The sequence below is a fragment of the Variovorax sp. GW823-FHT02B07 genome (assembly GCF_058797695.1).
On the sequence record NZ_JBXAJX010000001.1, the window covers coordinates 1,796,278 to 1,819,927 of the forward strand.

Annotated in this window: 22 protein-coding genes; 10 read left to right on the forward strand and 12 right to left on the reverse strand. The window is 68.0% G+C overall.

What is annotated here, in order from left to right:
- Positions 1-6: 6 nt before the first annotated feature.
- The 7 genes from AC1RGU_RS08410 to proV form a co-directional block, all read right to left on the reverse strand.
- Positions 7-2,202: an Ig-like domain-containing domain gene (locus tag AC1RGU_RS08410; protein ID WP_492695934.1), complete on the reverse strand. Its 2,196-nt coding sequence runs from the start codon at positions 2,200-2,202 to the stop codon at positions 7-9.
- An 89-nt stretch (positions 2,203-2,291) separates the two neighbouring features.
- Positions 2,292-3,080, reverse strand: coding sequence for a PA3715 family protein (locus AC1RGU_RS08415; protein WP_492695936.1), 789 nt, complete (start codon positions 3,078-3,080; stop codon positions 2,292-2,294).
- 17 nt (positions 3,081-3,097) lie between these two features.
- On the reverse strand, positions 3,098-3,910 hold the full coding sequence (murI, locus tag AC1RGU_RS08420) for a glutamate racemase (RefSeq protein ID WP_492695937.1): 813 nt from the start codon (positions 3,908-3,910) through the stop codon (positions 3,098-3,100).
- The gene (locus tag AC1RGU_RS08425) at positions 3,907-5,460 is read right to left on the reverse strand and encodes a fumarate hydratase (RefSeq protein ID WP_492695939.1); all 1,554 of its coding nucleotides are present in this window, start codon (positions 5,458-5,460) and stop codon (positions 3,907-3,909) included. Before AC1RGU_RS08425 ends, murI begins: the two co-directional genes overlap by 4 nt.
- Before the next feature lie 103 nt (positions 5,461-5,563).
- Positions 5,564-6,574 (reverse strand): glycine betaine/L-proline ABC transporter substrate-binding protein ProX, encoded by a 1,011-nt coding sequence (gene proX, locus AC1RGU_RS08430; protein ID WP_492695941.1) that lies wholly within the window; start codon positions 6,572-6,574, stop codon positions 5,564-5,566.
- A gap of 22 nt (positions 6,575-6,596) precedes the next feature.
- Positions 6,597-7,778, reverse strand: a complete 1,182-nt coding sequence (proW, locus tag AC1RGU_RS08435; RefSeq protein WP_492695943.1) for a glycine betaine/L-proline ABC transporter permease ProW — start codon at positions 7,776-7,778, stop codon at positions 6,597-6,599.
- A 21-nt stretch (positions 7,779-7,799) separates the two neighbouring features.
- Positions 7,800-9,053 carry a glycine betaine/L-proline ABC transporter ATP-binding protein ProV gene (gene proV / locus AC1RGU_RS08440; protein ID WP_062475815.1) on the reverse strand — a complete coding sequence of 418 codons (1,254 nt, stop codon included), beginning with the start codon at positions 9,051-9,053 and terminating at the stop codon, positions 7,800-7,802.
- A gap of 558 nt (positions 9,054-9,611) precedes the next feature.
- Here proV and fumC point away from each other — a divergent pair.
- Positions 9,612-11,009 carry a class II fumarate hydratase gene (fumC, locus tag AC1RGU_RS08445; protein WP_095947781.1) on the forward strand — a complete coding sequence of 466 codons (1,398 nt, stop codon included), beginning with the start codon at positions 9,612-9,614 and terminating at the stop codon, positions 11,007-11,009.
- Between the two features lie 64 nt (positions 11,010-11,073).
- Here the strand turns inward: fumC and AC1RGU_RS08450 are convergent, their stop codons facing one another.
- Positions 11,074-11,691: an NAD(P)-dependent oxidoreductase gene (locus AC1RGU_RS08450; protein ID WP_492695945.1), complete on the reverse strand. Its 618-nt coding sequence runs from the start codon at positions 11,689-11,691 to the stop codon at positions 11,074-11,076.
- A 107-nt stretch (positions 11,692-11,798) separates the two neighbouring features.
- Here AC1RGU_RS08450 and AC1RGU_RS08455 point away from each other — a divergent pair, with 107 nt between their 5' ends.
- Positions 11,799-12,710, forward strand: coding sequence for a LysR family transcriptional regulator (locus AC1RGU_RS08455; RefSeq protein ID WP_492695947.1), 912 nt, complete (start codon positions 11,799-11,801; stop codon positions 12,708-12,710).
- Here AC1RGU_RS08455 and AC1RGU_RS08460 read toward each other — a convergent pair.
- On the reverse strand, positions 12,707-13,342 hold the full coding sequence (locus AC1RGU_RS08460) for a YqhA family protein (RefSeq protein ID WP_095947778.1): 636 nt from the start codon (positions 13,340-13,342) through the stop codon (positions 12,707-12,709). The genes AC1RGU_RS08455 and AC1RGU_RS08460 overlap by 4 nt on opposite strands.
- A gap of 153 nt (positions 13,343-13,495) precedes the next feature.
- Here AC1RGU_RS08460 and acs point away from each other — a divergent pair, with 153 nt between their 5' ends.
- Together acs and AC1RGU_RS08470 are read left to right on the forward strand one after the other, a co-directional pair.
- A complete protein-coding gene (acs, locus tag AC1RGU_RS08465; protein ID WP_354343537.1) occupies positions 13,496-15,493 on the forward strand; it encodes an acetate--CoA ligase in 1,998 nt (665 codons plus the stop codon).
- 198 nt (positions 15,494-15,691) lie between these two features.
- A complete protein-coding gene (locus AC1RGU_RS08470) occupies positions 15,692-16,192 on the forward strand; it encodes a hypothetical protein (RefSeq protein WP_062482638.1) in 501 nt (166 codons plus the stop codon).
- A gap of 36 nt (positions 16,193-16,228) precedes the next feature.
- On the opposite strand, the gene AC1RGU_RS08475 is transcribed toward AC1RGU_RS08470, so the two are convergent.
- Entirely contained in the window at positions 16,229-16,534 is a 306-nt protein-coding gene (locus AC1RGU_RS08475) for a c-type cytochrome (RefSeq protein WP_062482639.1), read from the reverse strand.
- 105 nt (positions 16,535-16,639) lie between these two features.
- Here AC1RGU_RS08475 and AC1RGU_RS08480 point away from each other — a divergent pair, with 105 nt between their 5' ends.
- Both AC1RGU_RS08480 and AC1RGU_RS08485 read left to right on the forward strand, forming a co-directional pair.
- On the forward strand, positions 16,640-16,897 hold the full coding sequence (locus tag AC1RGU_RS08480; RefSeq protein WP_492695950.1) for a TIGR04438 family Trp-rich protein: 258 nt from the start codon (positions 16,640-16,642) through the stop codon (positions 16,895-16,897).
- A gap of 46 nt (positions 16,898-16,943) precedes the next feature.
- Positions 16,944-17,762: a DUF3592 domain-containing protein gene (locus AC1RGU_RS08485; RefSeq protein ID WP_159271965.1), complete on the forward strand. Its 819-nt coding sequence runs from the start codon at positions 16,944-16,946 to the stop codon at positions 17,760-17,762.
- A gap of 7 nt (positions 17,763-17,769) precedes the next feature.
- Here the strand turns inward: AC1RGU_RS08485 and ilvD are convergent, their stop codons facing one another.
- Positions 17,770-19,464, reverse strand: a complete 1,695-nt coding sequence (gene ilvD / locus AC1RGU_RS08490) for a dihydroxy-acid dehydratase (protein ID WP_369632648.1) — start codon at positions 19,462-19,464, stop codon at positions 17,770-17,772.
- A 107-nt stretch (positions 19,465-19,571) separates the two neighbouring features.
- On the opposite strand from ilvD, the gene AC1RGU_RS08495 reads away from it, so the two are divergent.
- A complete protein-coding gene (locus AC1RGU_RS08495; protein ID WP_492695952.1) occupies positions 19,572-20,513 on the forward strand; it encodes a LysR family transcriptional regulator in 942 nt (313 codons plus the stop codon).
- 3 nt (positions 20,514-20,516) lie between these two features.
- Here the strand turns inward: AC1RGU_RS08495 and AC1RGU_RS08500 are convergent, their stop codons facing one another.
- Positions 20,517-21,455 (reverse strand): LysR family transcriptional regulator, encoded by a 939-nt coding sequence (locus AC1RGU_RS08500; protein WP_492695954.1) that lies wholly within the window; start codon positions 21,453-21,455, stop codon positions 20,517-20,519.
- A 141-nt stretch (positions 21,456-21,596) separates the two neighbouring features.
- Between AC1RGU_RS08500 and AC1RGU_RS08505 the strand changes: the two genes are divergently transcribed.
- Genes AC1RGU_RS08505 through lgt form a run of 3 tightly spaced genes read left to right on the forward strand, consistent with a single transcriptional unit; the run spans position 21,597 to position 23,570 of the window.
- The gene (locus AC1RGU_RS08505) at positions 21,597-22,370 is read left to right on the forward strand and encodes an SDR family oxidoreductase (RefSeq protein WP_070060483.1); all 774 of its coding nucleotides are present in this window, start codon (positions 21,597-21,599) and stop codon (positions 22,368-22,370) included.
- Positions 22,371-22,412: 42 nt separating this feature from the next.
- Positions 22,413-22,682 carry a hypothetical protein gene (locus AC1RGU_RS08510; RefSeq protein ID WP_492695956.1) on the forward strand — a complete coding sequence of 90 codons (270 nt, stop codon included), beginning with the start codon at positions 22,413-22,415 and terminating at the stop codon, positions 22,680-22,682.
- A 57-nt stretch (positions 22,683-22,739) separates the two neighbouring features.
- Positions 22,740-23,570 (forward strand): prolipoprotein diacylglyceryl transferase, encoded by an 831-nt coding sequence (gene lgt / locus AC1RGU_RS08515; protein ID WP_492695958.1) that lies wholly within the window; start codon positions 22,740-22,742, stop codon positions 23,568-23,570.
- Positions 23,571-23,650 lie beyond the last annotated feature (80 nt).

Consider the following 23,650-nt stretch of genomic DNA (forward strand, 5'->3'; position numbering starts at 1 on the left):
CGGCGCTCAGGGCAGCTTGTCGCCGAACAGGCTGTCGCGCGTGAGCGGGTAGCCGGCTTCCGGCGCATATCGCTGGACCCAGTTCGCCGGGTTCTTCACACGCGCCGCGAAGGCCGCCAGGTCCGAGCGGTCGAGCGAGCCGTTGTAGATCGCGTTGGTCTGATTGACCGGGCTCACGGTGAAGCTGAACGCCGTGCCGGCCGTCGTGAGCGCATCCGGGATGGTGCCGGCGGCGCCGCCGAGTGTGATGCTTGCCAGGTAGTTGCCGACCGCCGTGATCTTGCCGGCCTTGCCTTCGCCCAGGCCTTCGATCGTGCCGCCCGCGATGGCGTAGACGGTTTCCGACTTGCCGATACCACCCGGCGAGCCCAGCGTGAAGCCCTTGTCCGCGATCGGGCTGCCCACGACGTCGGTCTGGATCGTCACGATGGTGCCGGCCGGCAGGTTCTGGTTCGCGGTCCAGAAGAAGGCCGTCTCGTTGGTGATGTCGGTGAACTCGGCCGCGTCCTTCTTGCGGTCGCGGTCGGTGAACAGCACCTGCGTCCCGCCATTCACCGCCTTCAGCAGCACGAAGGCATAGGCGTCGGGCGCCTCGGCGTTGGCGGCCATGAAGAGCAGGTCGCCGGCTGCCAGCGGCGTGGGCGTGCCGGCCGTCGTGAAGCCCAGCGTTGCTGTGTCGTGGATGCCCGCGAAGGCGTTGCCGGCGGCGTCGGTGATGGCGTCGGCATCGACCGTGACGTAGTAGCCCGCGTTCATCGCGAGCTTGGCCGTGGGCACCAGCGTCAGCACGTTGAACGCCACCTGCACGCGCGCGGCGGGGCTGTTGGCGTGGAAGGTCTCGACCACCGCACCGTCGGCCGCATGCAGCACGATGCGCCCGGACCCGAGACGCACCGCCTCGTTGAACGACAGGATGATCGAGGTGTCGAGGTTGACGCCCACGCGGCCGGCCGGCGGCGACGCCTTCTGCAGCTTCGGCGCGGCCGTGTCGACCCACGGCGCGCCCAGGCGCACGACGAAGCCGTCGAACTTCTGCTCGGCAGCGGGCAGGTCTTTCGAGGCCGTCTTGCCGTCCCACTTGGTGTCGCCGTTGTCCAGCAGCAACTGCACCTGCGTGCCGGCCTTCACCGGGCCCGGCACCTCGACGACCGATTCGAAGCTGCCGCCCGTGGCCTTGCGCAGCGCGTCGAGGTCGTTCGACAGTTCGATGGGCGCGCTGTTCGGGTTGCCGTCCCAGGCGAACAGGGCGAAGTTGCGCTCTACCTCCGGCACGGCTGCGCCCGCGGGCCCGGCGACGATCAGGTAGTTGCCGTCGGTGCCCTTGTCGATCGAGCGGATGCCGCGGCCGCCCAACTCCAGTTCGATGGGCGCGCCGAAGACAGCTTGCGTGGCGGTGCCGGCCATCAGCGCGGCGTGGTTCTGCAGCGGCACGATCAGCGCCTTGGCGCGCACCGAGGCGCCGGTCTGCGGCGCACGGAAGCCCAGCCACAGGGCGGTGTCGCCGGGCGCGCTGGTCATGCCTTCGATCGAGAAACCGTCGACACGCTCCGGCACGACGCCCGCGGCGGCCGACACGGCAAGGCCGAAGTGGTTGGCGCCGAGCCCGTGGGCGTTGCCCGTGTCCCAGGCGATGAGCTGCGCTTCGAGCAGCGAGAACTGGCCCACGTAGTCGAAGGTGGTGGCCGCACCGGTGCCGCCGACCTTCACCGCGAACAGGTGCGAGCGGTCGGCCGCCGCATCGCCCCCGTCCTTCTTGTTGCTGTTGGAGCCGGTGAAGTACAGCGTGTCGCCGATGCGCGTGCCGGCTTCGAGGTCGAGCTCCTTGGAGAGCTTGGGGCCTTCGAGCTTGTAGCTCCATTCCTTGACCGCCGCGCCGCTGGCGCGCGGGTACACGCGCAGCACGTTCGACTCGTCGTCCGCCACCAGCATGAAGTCGCCGGGCAGGGCGAGGGCGGTCGATGCGTCGGACGAGCCTTCGGTGGTGCCTGCGTTGGGCGTGAACTGCGCTTTCGAGACGAGCTGGTCGGGCTCGGGCTGCACCACGGCGGGCGGCGTGGTCGGCGGGTTGGTGGCGGGCGGGAAGAACCCGCTGAAGCCGCCGCCGTCACTGCCGCCGCCGCAGGCAGCGAGCAGGATCGACAGAGCGCCGGCGAGCAGCATGGGGCGGAAAGGAATGCGGGACGGGAGGGAAAGCGAACTCATGGTGCGTGGCCGTTCTTTGGAACAAACCGCGCATGCTGTTGCTTTCGTATGACGGGTCCGTGAATGACCCGCCGGATTTCAAGTGCGCCTCAGGGCGCCTGCTGCAGCGACTTGGGCACCTTGTAGCGCTCGCCGTCATAGCGCAGCGTCACGGTGCTGAACTTCGCGGGCAGCGCTTTCTCGACGCAACCCTGGTCTTCCTGTTCCTGCGCGCGGCTTTGCACCAGCGTGCGCGACAGCTGCAGATCGGCAAAGCCGTTGCTCGTGGTGCGGGCGACCGACAGCATGGTGCGCAGCTTCTCGAAGTGGCCGGTGCAGGTGGCGTCCCAGCCGCCGTTGTCGTGGTCGAGCTCGATCTCCTGCAGCACCTGCTGCAGCTTGTTGCCGCGCTGCACGTACAGGCGCACGGTCTCGCTGGCCTGCGGGCCCGAGGTCGGGCTGTTGCCGCGGTAGCGCACGCGCAGGCCGAAGGCGCGCGTGTCGGGCGACAGCACATAGCGCGAGGTGTCGACGCGGATTTCCTGGATCGAGGTGGTGGCGTCTTCGTCGAGCGCCTCGGGCAGGAAGATCCGCCCGATCACCGTGTCGCGGTCGGTGTTGCCGTTGTCGGGCCGCTGGATCAGCAGCAGCGCCAGGTCGAAGACCTTGGCGCCCTTGTCCGTGGTCTCGCGCGGCATGGGCAGCACCACGATGCTGCGGCCGGGAAACGCCGGCCAGACCTTGCAGGCGGCCAGCCGTTCGTCGAGCGGCTGCTTCGGATAGAGCTTGGCGTGCATGCGCTCGGCCAGCCCGCTTTCGCAGGCGGCGTGGCCCAGGCCGGCGGCCGAGGCCAGGCCCAGCAGGACCAGTGCATGACGCAGAAAGAAGAGGGCGCGCATTTGCTGGTGAGTGGATGTCAGGCTGCGTTCGCCGCCGGCACCGAAGCGCCTTGCACGCGCGCGGGCAACCAGCGCGCCGCGGCGGCGTCGAGCACCGCCAGGACGCCGCTGCTCTCGAGCACCAGCCCGCCTTCGCCGTTGTCATCTGCCAGCCGGCCGAGCGATGTCAGCACGCGGCGCGTCTGCTGCGCGACCGGTGCGCCGGTGTCGATGAAGCGCAGCGTCGCCGGTGCGTGGCGCTGCAGTTCGTCTTTCACGAGCGGATAGTGCGTGCAACCGAGCACCACGGTGTCGACCTCGCCTGGCCCGTCGCCGAAGGGGCCTGCTTCCGCCATGTAGCGCTCGCACAGCGCGGCGATGGTGGCGCTGTCAAAGCCTTCGATGGCCTTCACGAGGCCGTCGCACGGCACGGGCCGCACGGTTGTCGCGCCTGCGAAGGAATCGCGCAGCGCTGCATACCGGGCGCTGGCCAGCGTGCCGCGCGTGGCCAGCACCGCGATGTGGCCCGTGCGGCTCGTCGCCACGGCGGGCTTGAGCGCCGGCTCTAGGCCCACGATGGGGAGCGAGGGAAATTCGGCGCGCAGCACGTGGATCGCCGCCGTGGTGGCCGTGTTGCAGGCCACCACCAGCGCCTTGATGCCGTGCGCACGCAGCAGGTGTTCGACCACCTGGCGCGAGTGCGCGATGACGTAGGCGTCGCCGCGCTCGCCATACGGCGCGTTCGCGGTGTCGGCGAAGTAGACGAAGCGTTCCGTCGGCAGCTCGGCCTGCAGCGCGGCGAGCGTGCTCAGCCCCCCGACGCCGCTGTCGAACACGCCGACCGGGTTCAAGCGACTTCCAGCGGAATGGTCTTGAACTCGCCGCTGGCGATGCGCTTTTGCCACTCGGCCGGGCCGGTGATGTGCGCGCTGGTGCCGCCGGCATCGACCGCCACGGTCACGGGCATGTCGACCACGTCGAATTCGTAGATGGCTTCCATGCCCAGGTCCGCAAAGCCCACCACCTTGGCGGTCTTGATGGCCTTGCTCACGAGGTAGGCGGCGCCGCCCACGGCCATGAGGTAGGCGCTCTTGTGCTTCTTGATCGCCTCGATGGCGACCGGGCCGCGCTCGGCCTTGCCGATCATGGCGATCAGGCCGGTCTGGGCAAGCATCATCTCGGTGAAGCCGTCCATGCGCGTGGCGGTGGTCGGGCCGGCAGGGCCCACGGCTTCATTGCCGACCGGATCGACCGGGCCGACGTAGTAGATGACGCGGTTCGTGAAATCGACCGGCAACTTCTCGCCCTTGGCCAGCATGTCCTGGATGCGCTTGTGTGCGGCATCGCGGCCCGTGAGCATCTTGCCGTTCAGCAGGATCGTGTCGCCCGGCTTCCAGCTGGCGACTTCAGCGGGCGTGAGCTTGTTCAGATCGACGCGCTTGCTCTTCTTTTCGTCCGGTGCCCAGTTCACGTCGGGCCACAGGTCCAGCGACGGCGGATCGAGGTAGACCGGGCCGCTGCCGTCCATCACGAAGTGCGCGTGGCGCGTGGCTGCGCAGTTGGGGATCATCGCCACGGGCTTGCTGGCCGCGTGCGTGGGGTACATCTGGATCTTGACGTCGAGCACGGTGGCCAGGCCGCCCAGGCCCTGCGCGCCGATGCCCAGGGCATTGACCTTCTCGAACAGTTCGAGGCGCAGTGCCTCGACCTTGCTGAGCTCGGCGCCCGAGGCGGCCTTGGCCTGCAGCTCGTGCATGTCCAGGTCGTCCATCAGGCTTTCCTTGGCCATCAGCGCGGCCTTCTCGGCCGTGCCGCCGATGCCGATGCCCAGCATGCCGGGCGGGCACCAGCCGGCGCCCATGGTCGGCACGGTCTTGAGCACCCAGTCGACCACGCTGTCGCCGGGGTTCAGCATGACCAGCTTGCTCTTGTTCTCGCTGCCGCCGCCCTTGGCGGCCACCGTCACCTCGACGGTGTTGCCGGGCACGATCTCGGTGAAGATCACCGCGGGCGTGTTGTCCTTGGTGTTCTTGCGATCGAACTGCGGGTCGCCCACGACCGAGGCGCGCAGCGTGTTGTCGGGGTGGTTGTAGCCGCGGCGCACGCCTTCGTTGATGGCGTCGTCCAGCGAACCGGTGAAGCCGCCCCAGCGCACGTCCATGCCCACCTTGAGGAACACGTTGACGATGCCGGTGTCCTGGCAGATCGGGCGGTGGCCCGTGGCGCTCATCTTGCTGTTGGTCAGGATCTGCGCAATGGCGTCCTTGGCGGCGGGGCTCTGCTCGCGCTCGTAGGCCTTGGCCAAGTGGGCAATGTAGTCCGCGGGGTGGTAGTAGCTGATGTACTGGAGCGCGGCGCTGATCGATTCGATCAGGTCGGCCTGCTGGATCGTGGTCGGCATGGTGGGGAGTCTTCTTGGAGGGGGAACGCCCTCGATTATCTCAGCCACCAATACCGCAGGCCGGCGCCGGGCGAAAGGGCGCCGGCGCGGGGGGGAGGCCGTGTTACCGGGCCGCGGCGCGCGCCTGCGCAATCCACCCGTCGAACGTCGCCTGGTGCACCCGAATCCACCCGTCGGTGTGGCGCGTCACATCCTGCATGCTGTTCGCGCCTTCGCTCATGCGCAGGTTCTGCGCGTTGATGTCGCTGATCGGCAGCTTCATCACCTCGAACAGGCGGCCGGCGGCGGGGTTCTTCTCGATGAAGGCCCGGTTGGCGACGATGCGCTGCTCGTTGGCCAGGAAGCCGTAGTTGCGGCCGTTGGGCAGCCGGGTGTCGACCTGCGCGCCGGCCTGCGCGGGCGAGAAGGGCACCTGCAGCCAGACCACGTCCGCGCCCGGGCGCAGCACGGCGCTGACCCAGTAGGGCGTCCAGGTGTAGTAGAGGATCGGCCTGTCCTGCTTGAAGCGCGCGATGGTGTCGGCCATGAGCGCGGCGTAGCTGCCTTGCTTGTGGGTCACGCTGTCGCGCAGCTGGTAGGCGTTCAGGTGGTTTTCGATGGCCAGTTCGCAGCCCCAGCCGGGGTTGCAGCCGGTGAGGTCGGCCTTGCCGTCGCCGTCGGCATCGAACAGCTTCGCAATCGCCGGGTCCTTCAGCTGCGCGAGGTTGGTGATGTTGTACTGCTCGGCGGTCTTGCGGTCGATCAGGTAGCCCTGCACCGCGCCGTCGGAGTACGTGCCCTGGCGCCACAGCTTGGCGTCGCCGCCGCTGTTCTTGTAGAAGTCGGCGTGCAGCAGGCTCCAGTGGTTGGCCATGAAGGTGGCGTCGCCATTGGCAATGGCCAGGTGCTCGGTGGCGGGCTCGAGGTCCTTCATCGGCTCGACCTTGTAGCCGAGCTTCTCGAGCGCGCGCATCACCAGCAGCGTCTGGAAGGCTTCCTCGGCGAGCGAGCTTTTCAGCGGCTGCACGGTGACGCCCTGGCCGGGCAGATCAGTGGCGGCCTGCGCGGTCGCACCGAAGGCGGCGAAGCCCAGCGCCAGGAGGCCGCGGGCGAGGAAGAGGCGGGTGGTCTTCATGCGTGGATGTCCTCCGGGGCGGTCAGTGCGCTTGCGTGGAAAGGGCGGGCACGGCGTCATCGGCGTGCGAGCCGCGCGAGGGCGTGCCGACAAGGCGCTGCAGCGTGCGCAGCGCGAGGCCGGCCGGTCCCGTGTACCACCAGCGGTGGCCGGCGCTGCGGCGCGACTTGCCCATGGCCTGCGTCAGGCGGTCCAGCGTGATCGCCAGCAGCACGATGCCCAGGCCGCCGACGGTGGCCAGGCCCATGTCGAGCCGGCCGATGCCGCGCAGCACCATCTGGCCCAGGCCGCCCACGGCGATCATCGAGGCGATCACCACCATCGACAGCGACAGCATCAGCGCCTGGTTGATGCCCGCCATGATCGAGGGCATGGCCAGCGGCAGCTTCACCTTCACGAGCATCTGCCAGGGCGAGGCGCCGTAGGCGCGCGCGGCCTCGATGAGGTCGGGGCGCACCTGGCGCAGGCCGAGGTTGGTCAGGCGCACCAGCGGGGCGAGCGCGAAGACGATGGTCACGATCACGCCCGGCACGTTGCCGATGCCGAACAGCATCACCACCGGCACGAGGTACACGAAGGCCGGCGTGGTCTGCATCGCGTCGAGCACCGGGCGCATCACACGCTGGGCCCGGTCGCTGCTGGCCAGCAGCACGCCCAGCGGCAGGCCGATGACCATGCAGAACACCAATGAGGTCAGCACCAGCGACAGCGTGACCATGGCTTCGGGCCAGATGCCCAGCACGGTCACCAGCATCAGCGACACGACGGTGCCGATGGCCAGCGCGCGGCCGGCGAACTGCCAGGCGAGCAGGCCGATGAGCGCGATCATCGGCAGCGCGGGCAGGGCGGTGAGCAGGCCCTGCACCGAGTTGAGCGTGCTGTCGATGGGCAGGCGCACGGTCTGGAAGAAGGGCCGGAAATGCTCCACCACCCAGCCCAGGCCCTGGTTGATCCAGGCCTCGACGGGCAGCGAGCCGTCCCACAGGCGGTGCAGCGCGAAGCCGTTGGTGGCGGCGTCGGCCTGCCCCGCGAGGGCGTGCACGGTGTTCGCCGGGGCGTCGAGCCAGGCGCTGGCGCTCGAGGTGTCAGGCGCGGCCGAGATCGCTTCCCACGGATCGAGGGCCGGGGGGGCAGCGGGCGTGTCCAGGACGGGGGCGTCCAAGAGAGGGGCGTTCAGGTCGGAAGGCAATGTGGTGTCGTTCATCGTTCAAGGTCCTTCGTGAATTCAATGCGGCTCGGCGGCGAGTGCGGGGGCGGCGTGCGGTGAGACGGGTTCGATCGGCGGCGTGTCGCGGTCGAGGAAGCGCAGCAGCGTCGTCTTGCTGATCGCGCCGCAGAAGCGGCCGTCGCCGGCCACGACCGGCAGTGCGCACGGCGCCTGCGCGAGCTGGCCGATCAGGCCGGCCACGGGGGCTTCGGCGTCGATGCGCGGCAGGTCCTCGAGGAAGGCGTGCTGCAACCCGAGCGGGCCCGAATGTCCGTCGAGCGCACCGCGCAGCGTGTCGGCCGAGACCACGCCCAGGAAGCGCTTGGTCGGGCTGGTCACGTAGGCGAAGTCGCGGTCCTGGTCTTCGAGCAGCTTGAGCGCCGCGCGCGCGCCGCGCTCGGGGTGTTCGCACACCACGGTGAGCGACTTGCGCGCGATGTCGGCCGCCTTGAACACCGCCGCCGCGTCCACGCCGCGCACGAAGCTGCGCACGTAGTCGTCGGCCGGGGTGCGCAGGATCTCGTCGGGCGTACCGACCTGGATCACGTGGCCGTCCTTCATGATCGCGATGCGGTCGCCGATGCGCATGGCTTCGTCCAGGTCGTGCGAGATGAAGACGATGGTGCGGCGCTGCACCTGCTGCAGCCGCAGCAGCTCCGATTGCATCTCGGTGCGGATGATCGGGTCGAGCGCCGAGAAGGCCTCGTCCATCAGCAGGATCGACGGATCAGACGCCAGCGCGCGCGCCAGGCCCACGCGCTGCTGCATGCCGCCAGAGAGCTCGTCGGGGTAGCTGTCGCCCCAGCCCGAAAGGCCCACCTGCGCCAGCGCGAGGTCGGCCTGCGCGAGGCGGTCTTTCTTGCGCGTGCCCGACAGCTCCAGGCCGAAGGCGGTGTTCTCGCGCACCGTCATGTGCGGCATCAGCGCGAACGACTGGAACACCATGCTGATGTCCTTGCGGCGCAGCGCGCGCAGCTTGCTGTCGGAGTGCTCGTTGATGTCGGCGCCGTCGATCACGATGCGCCCGGCGGTCGGCTCGATGAGCCGGTTGAGCAGCCGCACCAGCGTCGACTTGCCGGAACCCGACAGGCCCATGATCACGAAGATCTCGCCGGCCTGGATCTCGAAGGTGGCATCGAACACGCCGATCGACTGGCCGGTCTTCGCCAGGATTTCCTTCTTGGAAAAACCTTGGCGGACCAGCTCGAGGGCTTGTTCGGGCGAGTCGCCGAACACCTTGAAGACATGGTCGATGAGAATTCCTTTGGCCATATGCCGGGGCTCCTTGAGTGAAGGGTGGACACAGCACCGCCCCGGAGGGCGGCAACGGCCACGCCATCAGCCCGATGAGGGAGCTGCCCGACAGCGCGCATGAAGATTGCGCATGCGCATGCAATGGCCCGGCGAGCCCCGAGGGCTGCCGACAGGCACTGAAGACGACTTGGCGACGAAGCCAGTGCCCGCCGGATGCTTCATTCGCAGACAACGGGCCTGGTCGAGGGGCGCCGCCTGGATGAGCGTGACGTGGCAATGGGGCCGGAAAAAAGATCCGGCCGGTTTGCCGGGCTGGGCCCGGCGTGGAGGGCCTTGCACCGCGACGGGATTCGCAGATCCGCGAGTAGTGCAAGGGTGACCAACATGACTTGTTGGTCGTCGGAAGCCGCTAATTATAACTTTTTGGCATGACGCGAGTCAACCCACGGGCGTATCGTGTCTGTGGGACCTGAGCGAAAGGCCTCGTCAGATGCGAGCCATTCTTATTGAGACCATACTCGGCACCGCGCCCGGTGAGCGGGCGCAACCATCCAAGACTGTGGAGCCATTTTTCTCATGACGACTTCTCCCAAGACCCGTGCCGAGCGCGACACCTTCGGCCCGATCGACGTGCCGGCCGACAAGCTGTGGGGCGCGCAGACGCAGCGCTCGCTGCAGAACTTCGACATCTCCGGCGAGCAGCAGCCGCGCGAAATCATCAAGGCGCTGGCCCAGGTCAAACGCGCATCGGCCGTGGTCAATCACGCGCTGGGCCTGCAGGACGAGAAGAAGACCCACGCCATCGTGGCCGCGGCCGACGAGGTCATTGCCGGCAAGCATCCGGGCGAGTTCCCGCTGGTGGTCTGGCAGACCGGCTCGGGCACGCAGAGCAACATGAACGTCAACGAGGTGCTGGCCAACCGCGCCAGCGAGCTGCTCGGCGGCGAGCGCGGGGAAGGGCGCCTGGTGCACCCGAACGACGACGTGAACCGCAGCCAGTCGAGCAACGACGTGTTCCCCACCGCCATGCACGTGGCGGCCGTGGAAGCCATCACGCACAAGCTGCTGCCCGCCATTGCCAAGCTGCGCGGCACGCTGGCGAAGAAGGCCGAAGACTTCGCCGACATCGTGAAGATCGGGCGCACCCACCTGCAGGACGCCACGCCGCTCACGCTGGGCCAGGAGTTCTCGGGCTACGTGGCGCAGCTGGCGCACGGCGAGGCGCACGTGCGCGCCGCGCTGCCGCACCTGTGCGAACTGGCGCTGGGCGGCACGGCCGTCGGCACCGGGCTCAACGCGCCCAAGGGTTACGCGGAGCAGGTCGCGGCCGAACTCGCGAAGCTCACGAACCTGCCGTTCGTGACCGCGCCGAACAAGTTCGAAGCCATGGCCAGTGTCGACGCGCTGGTGCATGCCCACGGCGCGCTGAAGACGCTCGCCGCCAGCATGAACAAGATCGCCAACGACGTGCGCTGGCTCGCGAGCGGCCCGCGCAGCGGCATCGGCGAGCTGAGCATTCCCGAGAACGAACCCGGCTCGTCGATCATGCCGGGCAAGGTCAATCCGACCCAGAGCGAGGCCGTCACGATGCTGGCCGCGCAGGTGTTCGGCAACGACGTGGCCATCAACATCGGCGGCGCCTCGGGCAACTTCGAGCTGAACGTGTTCCGCCCGATGGTGGCGCACAACTTCCTGCAGAGCGTGCGCCTGCTGGCCGACGGCATGGTGAGCTTCAACGACCATTGCGCCGTGGGCATCGAGCCGAACCGCGAACGCATCACGGAGCTGGTGCAGCGTTCGCTGATGCTGGTGACGGCGCTGAACACGCACATCGGCTACGACAAGTCGGCCTACATCGCCAAGAAGGCGCACAAGGAAGGCACGAGCCTGCGCGAGGCGGCGATTGCGTCGGGGCACCTGACGGCCGAACAGTTCGATGCGTGGGTGGTGCCGGAGAACATGACCGGTCGCTGATCCGCTCCGTAGCCCCCATGAAAAAAGGACCCGCGAGGGTCCTTTTTCGTTGCCAGCCGATCGATCAGTAGCCGATCGTGTAGCGCTGGCGCGAGTGCGTCGGCTTCTCGAGCTCGTCGATGAACGCGATCGCGTAGTCCTCGAAGGTGATCCAGCTGCGGCCTTCGGCGCTCACGAGCAGGTCGTCCTTGCCCAGGCGGAACTTGCCCGTGCGCTCGCCTTCGACGAACTCGGCGGAGGGCGACAGGAAGGTCCAGTCGAGGTCCTTCTCGTTGCGCAGCGCATCGAGGAACACGCCGCCGGCCGTGGCTTCGGCGCGGTAGGCATCGGGGAAGTTCGGCGTGTCGATCACCTTCAGGCCGGGCGCCGCGAACAGGCTGCCGGCGCCGCCGACCACCAGCAGGCGCTTCACGTCCGCGCGCTTCACGGGCTCGATGACGGCCGCGGGCGGCACGGTGGCGAAGTGCGCGGCGCTGAACACGGCGTCATGGCCGGCCACGGCCTTTTCGAGGGCGGCGGCGTCGAGCGCGTCGACATCGACGGTCTTGACGTTGGCACGGCCGGCCAGCTTTGCGCTGGCATGGCGGGCGATGGCCGTCACGGTGTGGCCGCGGCGCAGCGCTTCGTCGAGAAGGCGGCCGCCGGCACGTCCGGTGGCGCCGAGGATGGCGATGTGGCTCATGAGGGACTCCAGTCAAAAGTTGGGAAGGGGATGAACCGCATCTTAGGTTTCTGGTTTCGAAAGAAATACCTCGAATTTCGCGCTTCTTTATTCCTAAAATCGTTCGAATGGACCGATTGAACGCAATGCGGGTGTTCGTGACCGTGGTGGACGCGGGCAGCCTCTCGGCCGCGGCCGACAAGCTCGACCTGTCGCGCCCGGTGGTCACGCGCTACGTGGCCGAACTGGAGCAATGGACCGGCGCACGCCTGCTGCACCGCACGACGCGCCGCCTGAGCCTCACGGCCGCGGGCGAGGAGCTGCTGCCGCGCTGCCGCCAGGTGCTCGAACTCGCGGGCGACATGCAGGCGGCGGTGCGCCATCCGGCCGAGGCGCCGAGCGGGCAGCTGCGCATCACGGCCAGCACCTCGTTCGCGCAGGCGCAGCTGGCCGGCGCGGTGGCCGACTACGTGCGGCGCTACCCGGGCGTGGCGGTCGACCTGGTGCTGCTCGACCGCGCGGTGAACCTGGTGGACGAGCGCATCGACCTCGCCATCCGCGTGTCGTCCGAGATCGATCCGAACCTCATCGCGCGCCGGCTCTCGGTGTGCCGCTCGGTGGTCTGCGCGACGCCCGATTACCTGAAGGCGCACGGCCAGCCGCAACGCGTGGAAGAGCTGGCGCAGCGCAACTGCCTCACGCATTCGTATTTCGGCCGCAGCCTGTGGAATTTCACGCGCAAGGCCGACGGCCTGCCGGTCTCGGTGGCCGTGGCCGGCAACCTCTCGACCAACGACGCGGCCAGCCTGATGGCGCTGGCGCGGGCCGGGGCGGGCATCGCGATGCTGCCCACCTATCTGACGTCGGGGTTGTTGCAATCGGGCGAGCTGGTGTCGCTCTTTCCCGATCACGAGCCGCAGGTGCTGGGGGTGTATGCGGTGTACGCCTCGCGCAAGCACATGCCGTCTGCGCTGCGCACCTTGCTCGATTTCCTGGCCGAGCGCTTCACCGAAGTGCCGGCCTGGGATGCGCCCTCTTAGTGGTGGGCGTTGGCGGCGGCCGCCTCGTTCATGAGCTTGTCGGTGTAGGCGATGGCCATGGCCGAGAACAGGAACGCGATGTGGATCACGGTCTGCGCGATCAGCACCTTGTCGGTGTAGTTGTCCGCGTTGATGAAGGTCTTGAGCAGGTGGATCGAGCTGATGCCGATGATGGCGGTGGCCAGCTTCACCTTGAGCACCGAGGCGTTCACGTGGCTCAGCCACTCGGGCTGGTCCTGGTGGCCTTCGAGGTCCATGCGGCTCACGAAGGTCTCGTAGCCGCCCACGATCACCATGATCAGCAGGTTGGAGATCATCACCACGTCGATCAGCGCCAGCACCACCAGCATGATCACCGTCTCGTTGAGCGAGCCGACCGGTGCGGTGGTCTTGTAGCCGATGCTCGCGATCAGGGCCTGCAGCGCGTCCTTGTTGCCGAAGGCGGCTTCGACCAGGTGCAGCAGCTCGACCAGGAAGTGCACCACGTACACGCCCTGCGCCACGATCAGCCCCAGGTACAGCGGCAGCTGCAGCCAGCGGCTCGCGAAGATGAGCCGGGGCAGGGGCTTCAGCGGGGAACTGCGCGCTGGTACGGGCGCGTTCCGGGCGTCGAAAGGATCGGGGGCGGACATGGGAAGTAAGAAGACAGGTGTAAAAAGTCGGGCGATTCTAGAGGTCTCCCAGTGACGCACTCGTGATAACCCTGCGAACTAACATCGACCCCGTCAGTGGCCCGTAAGTGCGTGCCCCGACATTACGGCCGCATTCAATCAGGAGACAAGAGCATGAGCAGCGCATCGAAGAACATTGAATCCGTCCTGGTCGAGAACCGCGTGTTCCCGCCCGACGCCCGCGCCACCGAAGGCGCCCGCATTGCCGGCATGGCCGCCTACGAGGCGCTGTGCAAGGAAGCCGAACAGGACTTCGAAGGCTTCTGGACCCGCCTGGCCAAGGACAACCTCCAGTGGACGAAGCCCTTCACCCGCACCCTGGACGAATCGAAGGCGCCGTTCTACGAATGGTTCGGTGACGGTGAGCTCAACGCCAGCGCCAACTGCCTGGACAAGCACATCGGCACCCCGGTCGAGAACAAGACGGCCATCGTCTTCGAAGCCGACGACGGCGCCGTCACCCGCGTCACCTACAAGGAACTGCTGGCCCGCGTGAGCCAGTTCGCCAACGCGCTGAAAGCGCAGGGCATTAAAAAGGGCGACCGCGTCATCATCTACATGCCGATGACCATCGAGGGCGTGGTCGCCATGCAGGCCTGCGCGCGCATCGGCGCCACCCACAGCGTGGTGTTCGGCGGCTTCTCGGCCAAGGCGCTGCAGGAACGCATCATCGACGCGGGCGCCGTGGCCGTCATCACCGCCAACTACCAGCTGCGCGGCGGCAAGGAACTGCCGCTGAAGGCCATCGTGGACGACGGCATCGCGCTGGGCGGCTGCGACACGCTCAAGACCGTGCTCGTGTACGAGCGCACGCCCACTGCGTGGAACCGCGTCGAGGGCCGCGACAAGACCTTCACCGAAGCCCTGGCAGGGCAGAGCACCGAGTGCGCGCCCGTGCCGGTCAATGCCGAGCACCCGCTGTTCATCCTCTACACCTCGGGCTCCACCGGCAAGCCCAAGGGCGTGCAGCACGCCACCGGCGGCTACCTGCTGTGGGCCAAGCTCACGATGGACTGGACCTTCGACATCCGTCCCGAAGACCTGTTCTGGTGCACCGCCGACATCGGCTGGATCACCGGCCACACCTACGTCGCCTACGGCCCGCTCGCGGCCGGCGCCACGCAGGTCGTGTTCGAAGGCATCCCGACCTTCCCGCATGCGGGCCGCTTCTGGGAAATGATCCAGAAGCACAAGGTCTCGATCTTCTATACCGCGCCCACCGCGATCCGCTCGCTCATCAAGGCGGCCGAAGGCGACGAGAAGGTGCACCCGAAGAACTGGGACCTGACCAGCCTGCGCATCCTCGGTTCGGTCGGCGAGCCGATCAACCCGGAAGCGTGGATGTGGTACCACCGCAATATCGGCGGCGAGCGCTGCCCGATCGTCGACACCTTCTGGCAGACCGAGACCGGCGGCCACGTCATCACGCCGCTGCCGGGCGCCACGCCGCTGGTGCCGGGCTCGTGCACCTTGCCGCTGCCGGGCATCATGGCCGCCATCGTCGACGAGACGGGCAAGGACCTGCCCAACGGCGCCGGCGGCATGCTGGTCATCAAGCGGCCGTGGCCCTCGATGATCCGCACCATCTGGAACGACCCCGAGCGCTTCAAGAAGAGCTACTTCCCCGAAGAGATGGGCGGCACCATCTACCTGGCCGGCGACGGCGCGGTGCGCAGTGCCGACCGCGGCTACTTCCGCATCACGGGCCGCATCGACGACGTGCTCAACGTGTCGGGCCACCGCCTGGGCACGATGGAAATCGAATCGGCGCTGGTGTCCAAGACCGACCTCGTGGCCGAAGCCGCGGTGGTGGGCCGCCCCGACGACGTGACGGGCGAGGCCGTCTGCGCCTTCGTCGTGCTCAAGCGCGCGCGCCCGACCGGCGAAGAGGCCAAGCAGATCGCCAACGAACTGCGCGCGTGGGTCGCCAAGGAAATCGGACCCATCGCCAAGCCCAAGGACATCCGCTTCGGCGACAACCTGCCCAAGACGCGCAGCGGCAAGATCATGCGGCGCCTGCTGCGCAGCATCGCCAAGGGCGAGGCGATCACGCAGGACACGTCGACGCTCGAGAACCCGGCGATCCTCGATCAGTTGTCCGAGACGAACTGAACCCTGGGTTGGCCGAATCCGGCCATTCCGGAACAGTTGTCACGAACCTGCTGTATCGAGGTGTAGGACATGGCCGTTTGTGCGGCCATGTGCACCAAAGCGGCCTCCTGGCTGAGGTAAAACCGATGTCGTCACCGCGTGCCCTGACAGGCGCGCGGCTTTTGTCATCGTGATCGGTTGTTTGCAAGGAGGCGCCACATGGGCGTGAGATCCGCTTTTCTTTTTGTCATCGTGCTGCTCATCGCGGGGCTTGCCGCGCTGAACTGGGGCACGCTGTCCGCACCCACCGACGTGTGGCTGGGCTTCATGAGCGTATCGGCGCCGCTGGGGCTGATCATGCTGGGGCTCACGGCCGTGCTCGCAGCCTTCTTCCTCGTGTACGTGCTGTACCTGCACAGCTCGGTGCTGCTGGAGACCAAGCGCCACACGAAGGAAATGCAGACCCAGCGCGACCTCGCCGACAAGGCCGAGGCCTCGCGCTTCACCGAACTGCGCAACTTCCTGGAAGCGCAGGAGAAGCAGCACATGTCGCACAACGCCGACCGGCACACGGCGCTGCTGGCGCGCATGGATCAGCTGGAAAGCGCGGTCAAGCTGCGTTCGGACCAGACCGACAACACGGTGGCGGCGCACATCGGGCAGCTCGAGGACCGCATCGAGCGCCGTCCGGTGCCCAGCGACATCAACCCGAGCATCTGAACGGGCGCGGGCGTGTCGCGCGCTTCGTTTCTCTGATTACTTCGTCGACAACACCCAGGCTGCGAGCTTCTTCGCATCGGCTTCGCTGACCTGGTTGTTGGCCGGCATCGGCACCGGGCCCCACACGCCCGAGCCGCCCTTGATGATCTTGGTGGCCAGCGTGTTGGCCGCACCCTTGTCGTCCTTGTACTTGGCCGCGATGTCCTTGAACGACGGCCCGAGCACCTTGCGTTCGACCGCGTGGCAGCTCATGCAGTTCTTCGACGTGGCAAGGGCCAGGTCGGCAAAGGCGGGCGCCGCGAGGCCGAGGCCCAGGGCTGCCATCAACATCGTTCTTTTCATGGGGCTGTTTTCGTAAGGGCTGAGTTACATTCGATCAACGCGATTGTAGGTAGCGCGGTGCACACGCACCGGCGGCGATACCGACCAACTCGGAGGGTATTCGCGATGTGGTTTCTGCTCTTGGGCCTGCTCGGTGTAGCCCTCAAATATTTCGAAGTGGGCATGGTCGCCGGCTGGAGCTGGTGGATCGTGCTGAGCCCGTTCGCGCTGGCGCTGGCCTGGTGGGCCTGGGCCGATTCGTCGGGCTACACCAAGCGCAAGGTCATCGAGCGCGAGGAGCGGCGCAAGCAGGCGCGCATCGACCGCCAGAAGACCAACATGGGCCTTCGCACCAGCAACGGGCCACAGCGCCCGCGCCGCTGACCGCGCGGCTCCGTCACCCGCGCCGCATGCCGACAGGACGCGCGCCATGGACGACGAAGCCGCCACCCACGCCTTGCTCGTCTTCGGGCTGTCGCTGCTGGTCGGGCCGGCCGTCGGCGCGCTGGTCGGGCGTTTCAAGACCTTCTTCTGGGGCGCCGGCGTCGGCGCCTTGCTGATCGGCTGCGCCGGCCTGTACGGCGCGGTCACGGTGGGCTGGCAGCGCTACCAGTCGATCGCGGGCACGGCCAGCACGCAGGGCAGCCTGGTCGAGTTCGTGGAAGAGCGCAGCAAGGACAGCAAGGGCTACGTCACCACCACGCGCGCGCCCCTCGTCGAATACACCGCCGCCGACGGGCAGAAGCGCCGCGTCAAGGGGCTCGGCGGCAGCCTGTCGGACAAGGAATGGGGCGATGCGGTCGAGGTGCGCTACAGCACCGCCGACCCGGCCCAGGCACTGGTGGCCGACTTCCAGAACATGTGGGGCATCGTCTGGGGGCTCGGCCTCTTCGGCGGCTTTCCGACGATGTTCGGCCTGTTCTTCACCGGCATGGCGCTCAAGGAGGGCCGCAGGGGCCGGCCGGCGCCGGTGCGCGAGCCGACGCCCACGCAGAAGAAATGGCGCACGCGCGGCACGGTGCTGGCCAACGTGGTGTTCCTGGCCGGCTTCGCGCTGGTGTTTCTCTATCCCGACGACAGTGCGATGAAGCAGTTCGGTGCGGGTTTTCTCACCATCGGCGCGGGGGCGCTGCTGCACTTCGTCGTGCAGAGCTTTCCCCCGGCGATGGATTTCGAAGCCCGGGCCATCTTCGCGATCGTAGGTTTAGGCTTCATGGCCTTCGGCTACGGCGCGTGGATGATGGGCTGATGCCGCTTCAGAACTTGTCGAGCACCGCGCCCGAGCTCGCGCTCGAGGCGTTGAACGCGAACTTGGCCTGCACGCCGCGCGTGTAGCGCGGGGCCGGCGGCGTCCAGCCTTCGCGGCGCTTGGCGAGTTCGGCTTCAGGCACGTTGAGTTCGAGCTTCAGTTCGTGCGCGTCGATGGTGATCGAGTCGCCTTCGTTGACGAACGCGATGGTGCCGCCGGCTGCCGCTTCGGGCGCGACGTGGCCGACCACCATGCCCCAGGTGCCGCCCGAGAAGCGGCCGTCGGTGATGAGGCCGACGCTCTCGCCCAGGCCCGCGCCGATCAGCGCGCCCGTGGGGGCCAGCATTTCCGGCATGCCCGGGCCGCCCTTGGGGCCGAGGTAGCGCAGCACCATCACGTCGCCGGCGACGATCTTGCCGGCCAGGATGGCCTGCAATGCCGACTGCTCGTCGTCGAACACACGCGCCGGGCCGGTGATGACCGGGTTCTTCAGGCCGGTGATCTTGGCGACCGCGCCTTCGGGCGACAGGTTGCCCTTCAGGATGGCCAGGTGGCCTTCCTCGTACATCGGGTTGTCGATCGGGCGGATCACGTCCTGGTCGGCGCGCGGCACGTCGGGCACGTCCTTCAGGACTTCTTCGATGGTCTGGCCGCTGATGGTGATGCAGTCGCCGTGCAGCAGGCCGGCCTTGAGCAGCACCTTCATCACTTGCGGAATGCCGCCGGCCTGGTGCAGGTCGACCGCGAGGTACTTGCCCGAGGGCTTCAGGTCGCAGATCACCGGGACCTTCTTGCGCATGCGTTCGAAGTCGTCGATGGACCACTCCACGCCAGCCGCGTGCGCGATGGCCAGGAAGTGCAGCACCGCGTTGGTCGAGCCGCCGGTGGCCATGATGACCGCCACCGCGTTCTCGATGGCCTTCTTGGTCACGATGTCGCGCGGCTTCAGGTCTTTCTTGATGGCCTCGATCAGCACCTTGGCCGATTCCTTGGCCGAGTTGGCCTTCTCGTCGTGCGGGTTCGCCATGGTCGACGAGTAGGGCAGCGAGATGCCCAGCGCCTCGAACGCGCTCGACATCGTGTTGGCCGTGTACATGCCGCCGCAGGAGCCGGTGCCGGGAATGGCGCGCTTTTCGATCTCGTGCAGGTCCTCGTCGCTCATGTTGCCGGCGGCATTCTGGCCCACGGCTTCGAACACGCTGACGATGTTCAGGTCCTGGCCCTTGTAGCGGCCCGGCAGGATGGTGCCGCCGTACACGTAGATGGCGGGCACGTTGGCGCGCAGCATGCCCATGAGGCCGCCGGGCATGTTCTTGTCGCAGCCGCCGACCACCAGCACGCCGTCCATCCACTGGCCGCCGACGCAGGTCTCGATGCAGTCGGAAATCACCTCGCGGCTCACCAGCGAGTACTTCATGCCTTCGGTACCCATGGCCATTCCGTCGGAGATAGTGGGCGTGCCGAACACCTGCGCGTTGCCGCCGGCTTCCTCGATGCCCGCGATGGCCGCGTCGGCCAGCTTCTGCAGGCCCGAGTTGCAGGGCGTGATGGTGCTGTGGCCGTTGGCGACGCCGACCATCGGCTTCTTGAAGTCGCCTTCCTCGTAGCCCATAGCGTAGAACATCGAGCGGTTGGGGGCGCGGCTCTTGCCTTCGGTGATGTTCGCGCTGCGGCGGTTGATCTGGATGGTCTTGGTGTCCATGGTGTCTCTTCTGTCGTGGGGAGATCGTGAGGGGGAAGCGCCAAGTATCGGACTTCTGATTGATTGGTTCCAATCCAATTTGAAGCGTGGATTGATATGCTTGGCATATGAATGAAGCCCTCATCGACCTGCGTGCCTGGCGCCAGTTCGTGGCCGTGGCCGAAGAGCTGCACTTCGGCCGCGCCGCCCTGCGCTTGCACATGACGCAGCCGCCGGTCACGCAGGCCATCGCCCAGCTCGAGAAAACGCTGGGCGTGGTGCTGTTCGACCGCACGCGCCGCCGCGTGGCGCTCACGCCGGCCGGCGAGGCGCTGCTGCCCGACGTGCGCGAGCTGCTGGCGCGCGCCCAGGCGCTGCCGGCCCGGGCGCGCGCGGCGGCGGCGGGGCAGGTGGGGCGCGTGCGCATCGCCTTCGTTTCGACGGTCGGTTTCGAGCAGCTGCCGGCCTGGGTGCGCGAGTTCCGCGTGCTGTGCCCCGAGGTGGCGCTGGAACTTGTCGAGGCCACCGGCGATGTGCAGCTCGAGGCCTTCGCGCGCGGCGAGATCGACGCCGGCCTGATGCTGCATTCGCCGGGCGCCGCGCCGCCGGGGCTGGCCTGCCTGCCGGTCGAGGTGGAGCCGCTGGTGCTCGCGCTGCCCGCCCAGCACCGGCTGGCCGAGGCGCGGCCGGTGCCGCTGGCCGAGGTGCTGGACGAGCCGCTGGTGATCTTTCCGCGCCGCATCGTGCCCTCGCTGCACGACGCGATCTTTGGCCTCTACCACGCGGCCGGGCGCACGCCGCAGGTGGCGCAGGAGGCGATCCAGATGCAGACCATCGTCAACCTTGTGTCGGGCGGCATCGGCGCGGCCTGGGTGCCGCACAGCGTGATGCAGTTCCGGCGCGCGGGCGTGGTCTACCGGCAGGTCCACGAGTTCAAGGGCGTGGGGCGCCGGCGCGTGACCCTGCCGGTGTGCGAGACCAGCCTCGTGTGGCCCGCGCAGGCGGCGCACCCGGCGCTGGCGCGCTTCGTGGCCTTCGTGCGCGAGCGGGCGGGGCGTGTGCCGGCCTGAGACTCAGGCGCTGCGCGCCGTCCGGCCAGCGGGCGAGGGCGCATCGAGCGTGGCCGCCAGCAGCGTGTCGAGCCATCCCGCGAAAGCCTGCACCCGCCGCGACAGATTGCGCCGGTGCGGGTAGACCAGGTGCACCGGCAGCGGCTCGGCGCGTGCGTCGGGCAGCACTTCCACCAGCTCGCCGGCCGCGAGGTGCTCGCGCACGTCGTAGGCCGGGATCTGGATCAGGCCCAGCCCCGCCAGTGCGCAGGCGATGTAGGTCTCGGCGTTGTTCGCCGCCACCTGGCTGCGCAGGCGCAGCGTCTGGGTCTCGCCGTCGCGCAGCTGCCATTCCCAGGGCGCGGCCCGGCCGCTGGTCGGCGAGGCGTAGTTGACCGCCACGTGCTGCGGCAGGTCGGTCGGCGTGCGCGGCGTGCCGTGCTGCGCGAGGTAGGCGGGGCTGGCGCAGTTGATGAGCGTGAAATGCCCCAGCGGCCGGGCCACGAGGCTGCTGCTGGCGAGCGGGCCGACGCGCAGGGCGCAGTCCACGCCTTCGAGCACGAGGTCGACCGCGCGGTCGCTGGAGCCCAGCTCGAGCTCGACCGCCGGATGGCGTGCAAAGAAGTCGGGCAGCGCCGGCGCGATCAGCAGGCGCGCGATGCGGCTGGGCACGTCGACCTTGAGCCGGCCGCTCACGCTGCTGTGCGCGGGCTGGAACTGCTGCTCCATGTCTTCCATGTCGGCCACCAGCGCGCGGGCCCGCTCGAGCAGCACCTCGCCATCGGGCGTGAGGCCCACGCGGCGCGTGGTGCGGTGCAGCAGGCGCGAGCCCAGGCGCGCTTCGAGTTGCTGGATGGCGGTCGAGATGGTGGCGCGGGGCAGCGCCAGCCGGTCGGCGGCGCGCGTGAAGCTGCCGGTTTCGGCCACGCGCAGGAAGACCTGGAGGAGTTCGATGCGGTCCATGGCGGCGATGGCTGATTGTTCGTGGTTTTAAGAACAGTCTAGCCTTGAATGAATGATTTATCTGCAACTTGGCGATCAATAGACTGGCGGCTCGTCACACATCCCGTCCCGGGTCTTTCACTCATTCAGAGGAATCCATCCATGTCCGCACGCACGCTCACGAACAAGGTCGCCGTCATCGCCGGCGGTGGCAAGAACCTCGGTGCCCTCATCGCCCACCAGCTGGTCGACGGCGGCGCCCGCGGCATTGCCATCCACTACAACAGCGACGGTTCGCGCGCCGAGGCCGAGCAGACGGCCGCCGCGCTGAAGGCCAAGGGCGCCGACACGCTGCTGGTGCAGGGCGATCTCGCCGTGGTCGAGAACAACGTGAAGCTGTTCGACCAGGCCGTGAAGCACTTCGGCCAGGTCGACCTGGCGATCAACACGGCGGGCGTGGTGATCAAGAAGCCGATCCTGGACATCACCGAAGCCGACTACGACAAGAGCTTCGACGCCAATGCCAAGGCGGCCTTCTTCTTCATCCAGCAGGCCGGCCGCACGCTGGCCGACGGCGGCAGCATCGTGACGCTGGTGAGCTCGCTGCTCGCGGCCTACACGCCGTTCTATGCCATCTACCCGGCGGCCAAGGCGGCGGTGGAGCACTACACGCGCGCGGCCTCCAAGGAGTTCGGCGACCGCGGCATCTCGGTGAACGCCATCGGCCCGGGCCCGATGGACACGCCGTTCTTCTACGGCCAGGAAAGCCCCGAGGCCGTGGCGTACCACAGCAGCGCCGCCGCGCTCAGCAAGTACTCGAAGAAGGGCCTCACCGACATCGAGGACATCGCGCCCATCGTGCGCTTCCTGGTCACTGAGGGCTGGTGGATCACGGGCCAGACCATCTTCGCCAACGGTGGCTACACCACGCGCTGACCCGCCGACATCCGGCAAGATGCGCCCAGGAGGACAACGCAGATGCACACAGTCATGGTGATGGGGGGCGGCTTCGCGCTGCTGGTGGTGTTTCTTCTGGCCGGCCGCTTCATGGGCGACGGCTCGACGATGGCGCTGGCCGCGGCGGCCAAGTGGTTCATTCCGGCGTGGTTCGTCGGCGCGGGCATCAACATGGCCGTGGGCGTGCTCAAGGCCGGGTACTCGGTGGCCGAGGAGCTGCCGATCTTCCTGTTCATCTTCGCGGTGCCGGCCCTGGTGGCGGGGTTGCTGTGGTGGAAGTTCGGGCGCTGACATTGCCCTGAATGCCCCCGCGGCCGCGGCGTCATTGCGCCACGGCACAATCGTCGGATGCTCATGTATCCGCAGATCAATCCCATCGCCTTGCAGCTGGGGCCGGTGGCCATCCACTGGTACGGCCTGACCTACTTGGCGGCCTTCGCGCTGTTTTATTTCCTGGGCACGCGCCGCCTGCACCACGAGCCGTTCCGCTCGCTGGCCACGGCCGGCGTGTGGCAACGCAAGGACATCGAGGACATCCTGTTCCTGGGCGTCATGGGCGTGATCGTCGGCGGCCGGCTCGGCTACTGCCTGTTCTACAAGCCCGAGTACTACCTCACGCACCCGCTCGAGATTCTTTATGTGTGGCAGGGCGGCATGAGCTTCCATGGCGGCCTGCTCGGCGTGGTCGGCGCCATGGTGTGGTTCTCGCGCTCGCGTGCGCGGCCGTTCTGGCAGGTGATGGACTTCGTCGCGCCCTGCGTGCCGACCGGCTTGGCCGCGGGCCGCGTGGGCAACTTCATCAATGGCGAGCTGTGGGGCCGCTTCAGCAGCCCCGAGCTGCCCTGGGGCATGGTGTTCCCGCAAAGCGGCTCGATGCTGCCGCGCCATCCGTCGCAGGTCTACCAGTTCCTGCTCGAAGGGCTGCTGCTGTTCGTCGTGATGTGGCTCTATGCGCGCAAGGAGCGCAAGCAGGGCCAGGTGGCCGCCGTGTTCCTCATCGGCTATGGCGTGCTGCGCTTCGTGGCCGAGTACTTCCGCGAGCCCGACGATTTCCTGGGCCTGCGCGCGCTCAGCCTGAGCCAGGGGCAGTGGCTCAGCGTGCCGATGGTGATCGGTGGCATCGCGCTGTGGTTCTGGTTCGGCCGGGCCGGCAAGACGGGCAGCACCGCGCGCGCCTGACCCTTCGCACGTCCGCACAACGCGGCGCAGCACCTTCGGGTGGGCGCCGCTTTTTTTCGTCCGTCTCAGGGTAATTCCGG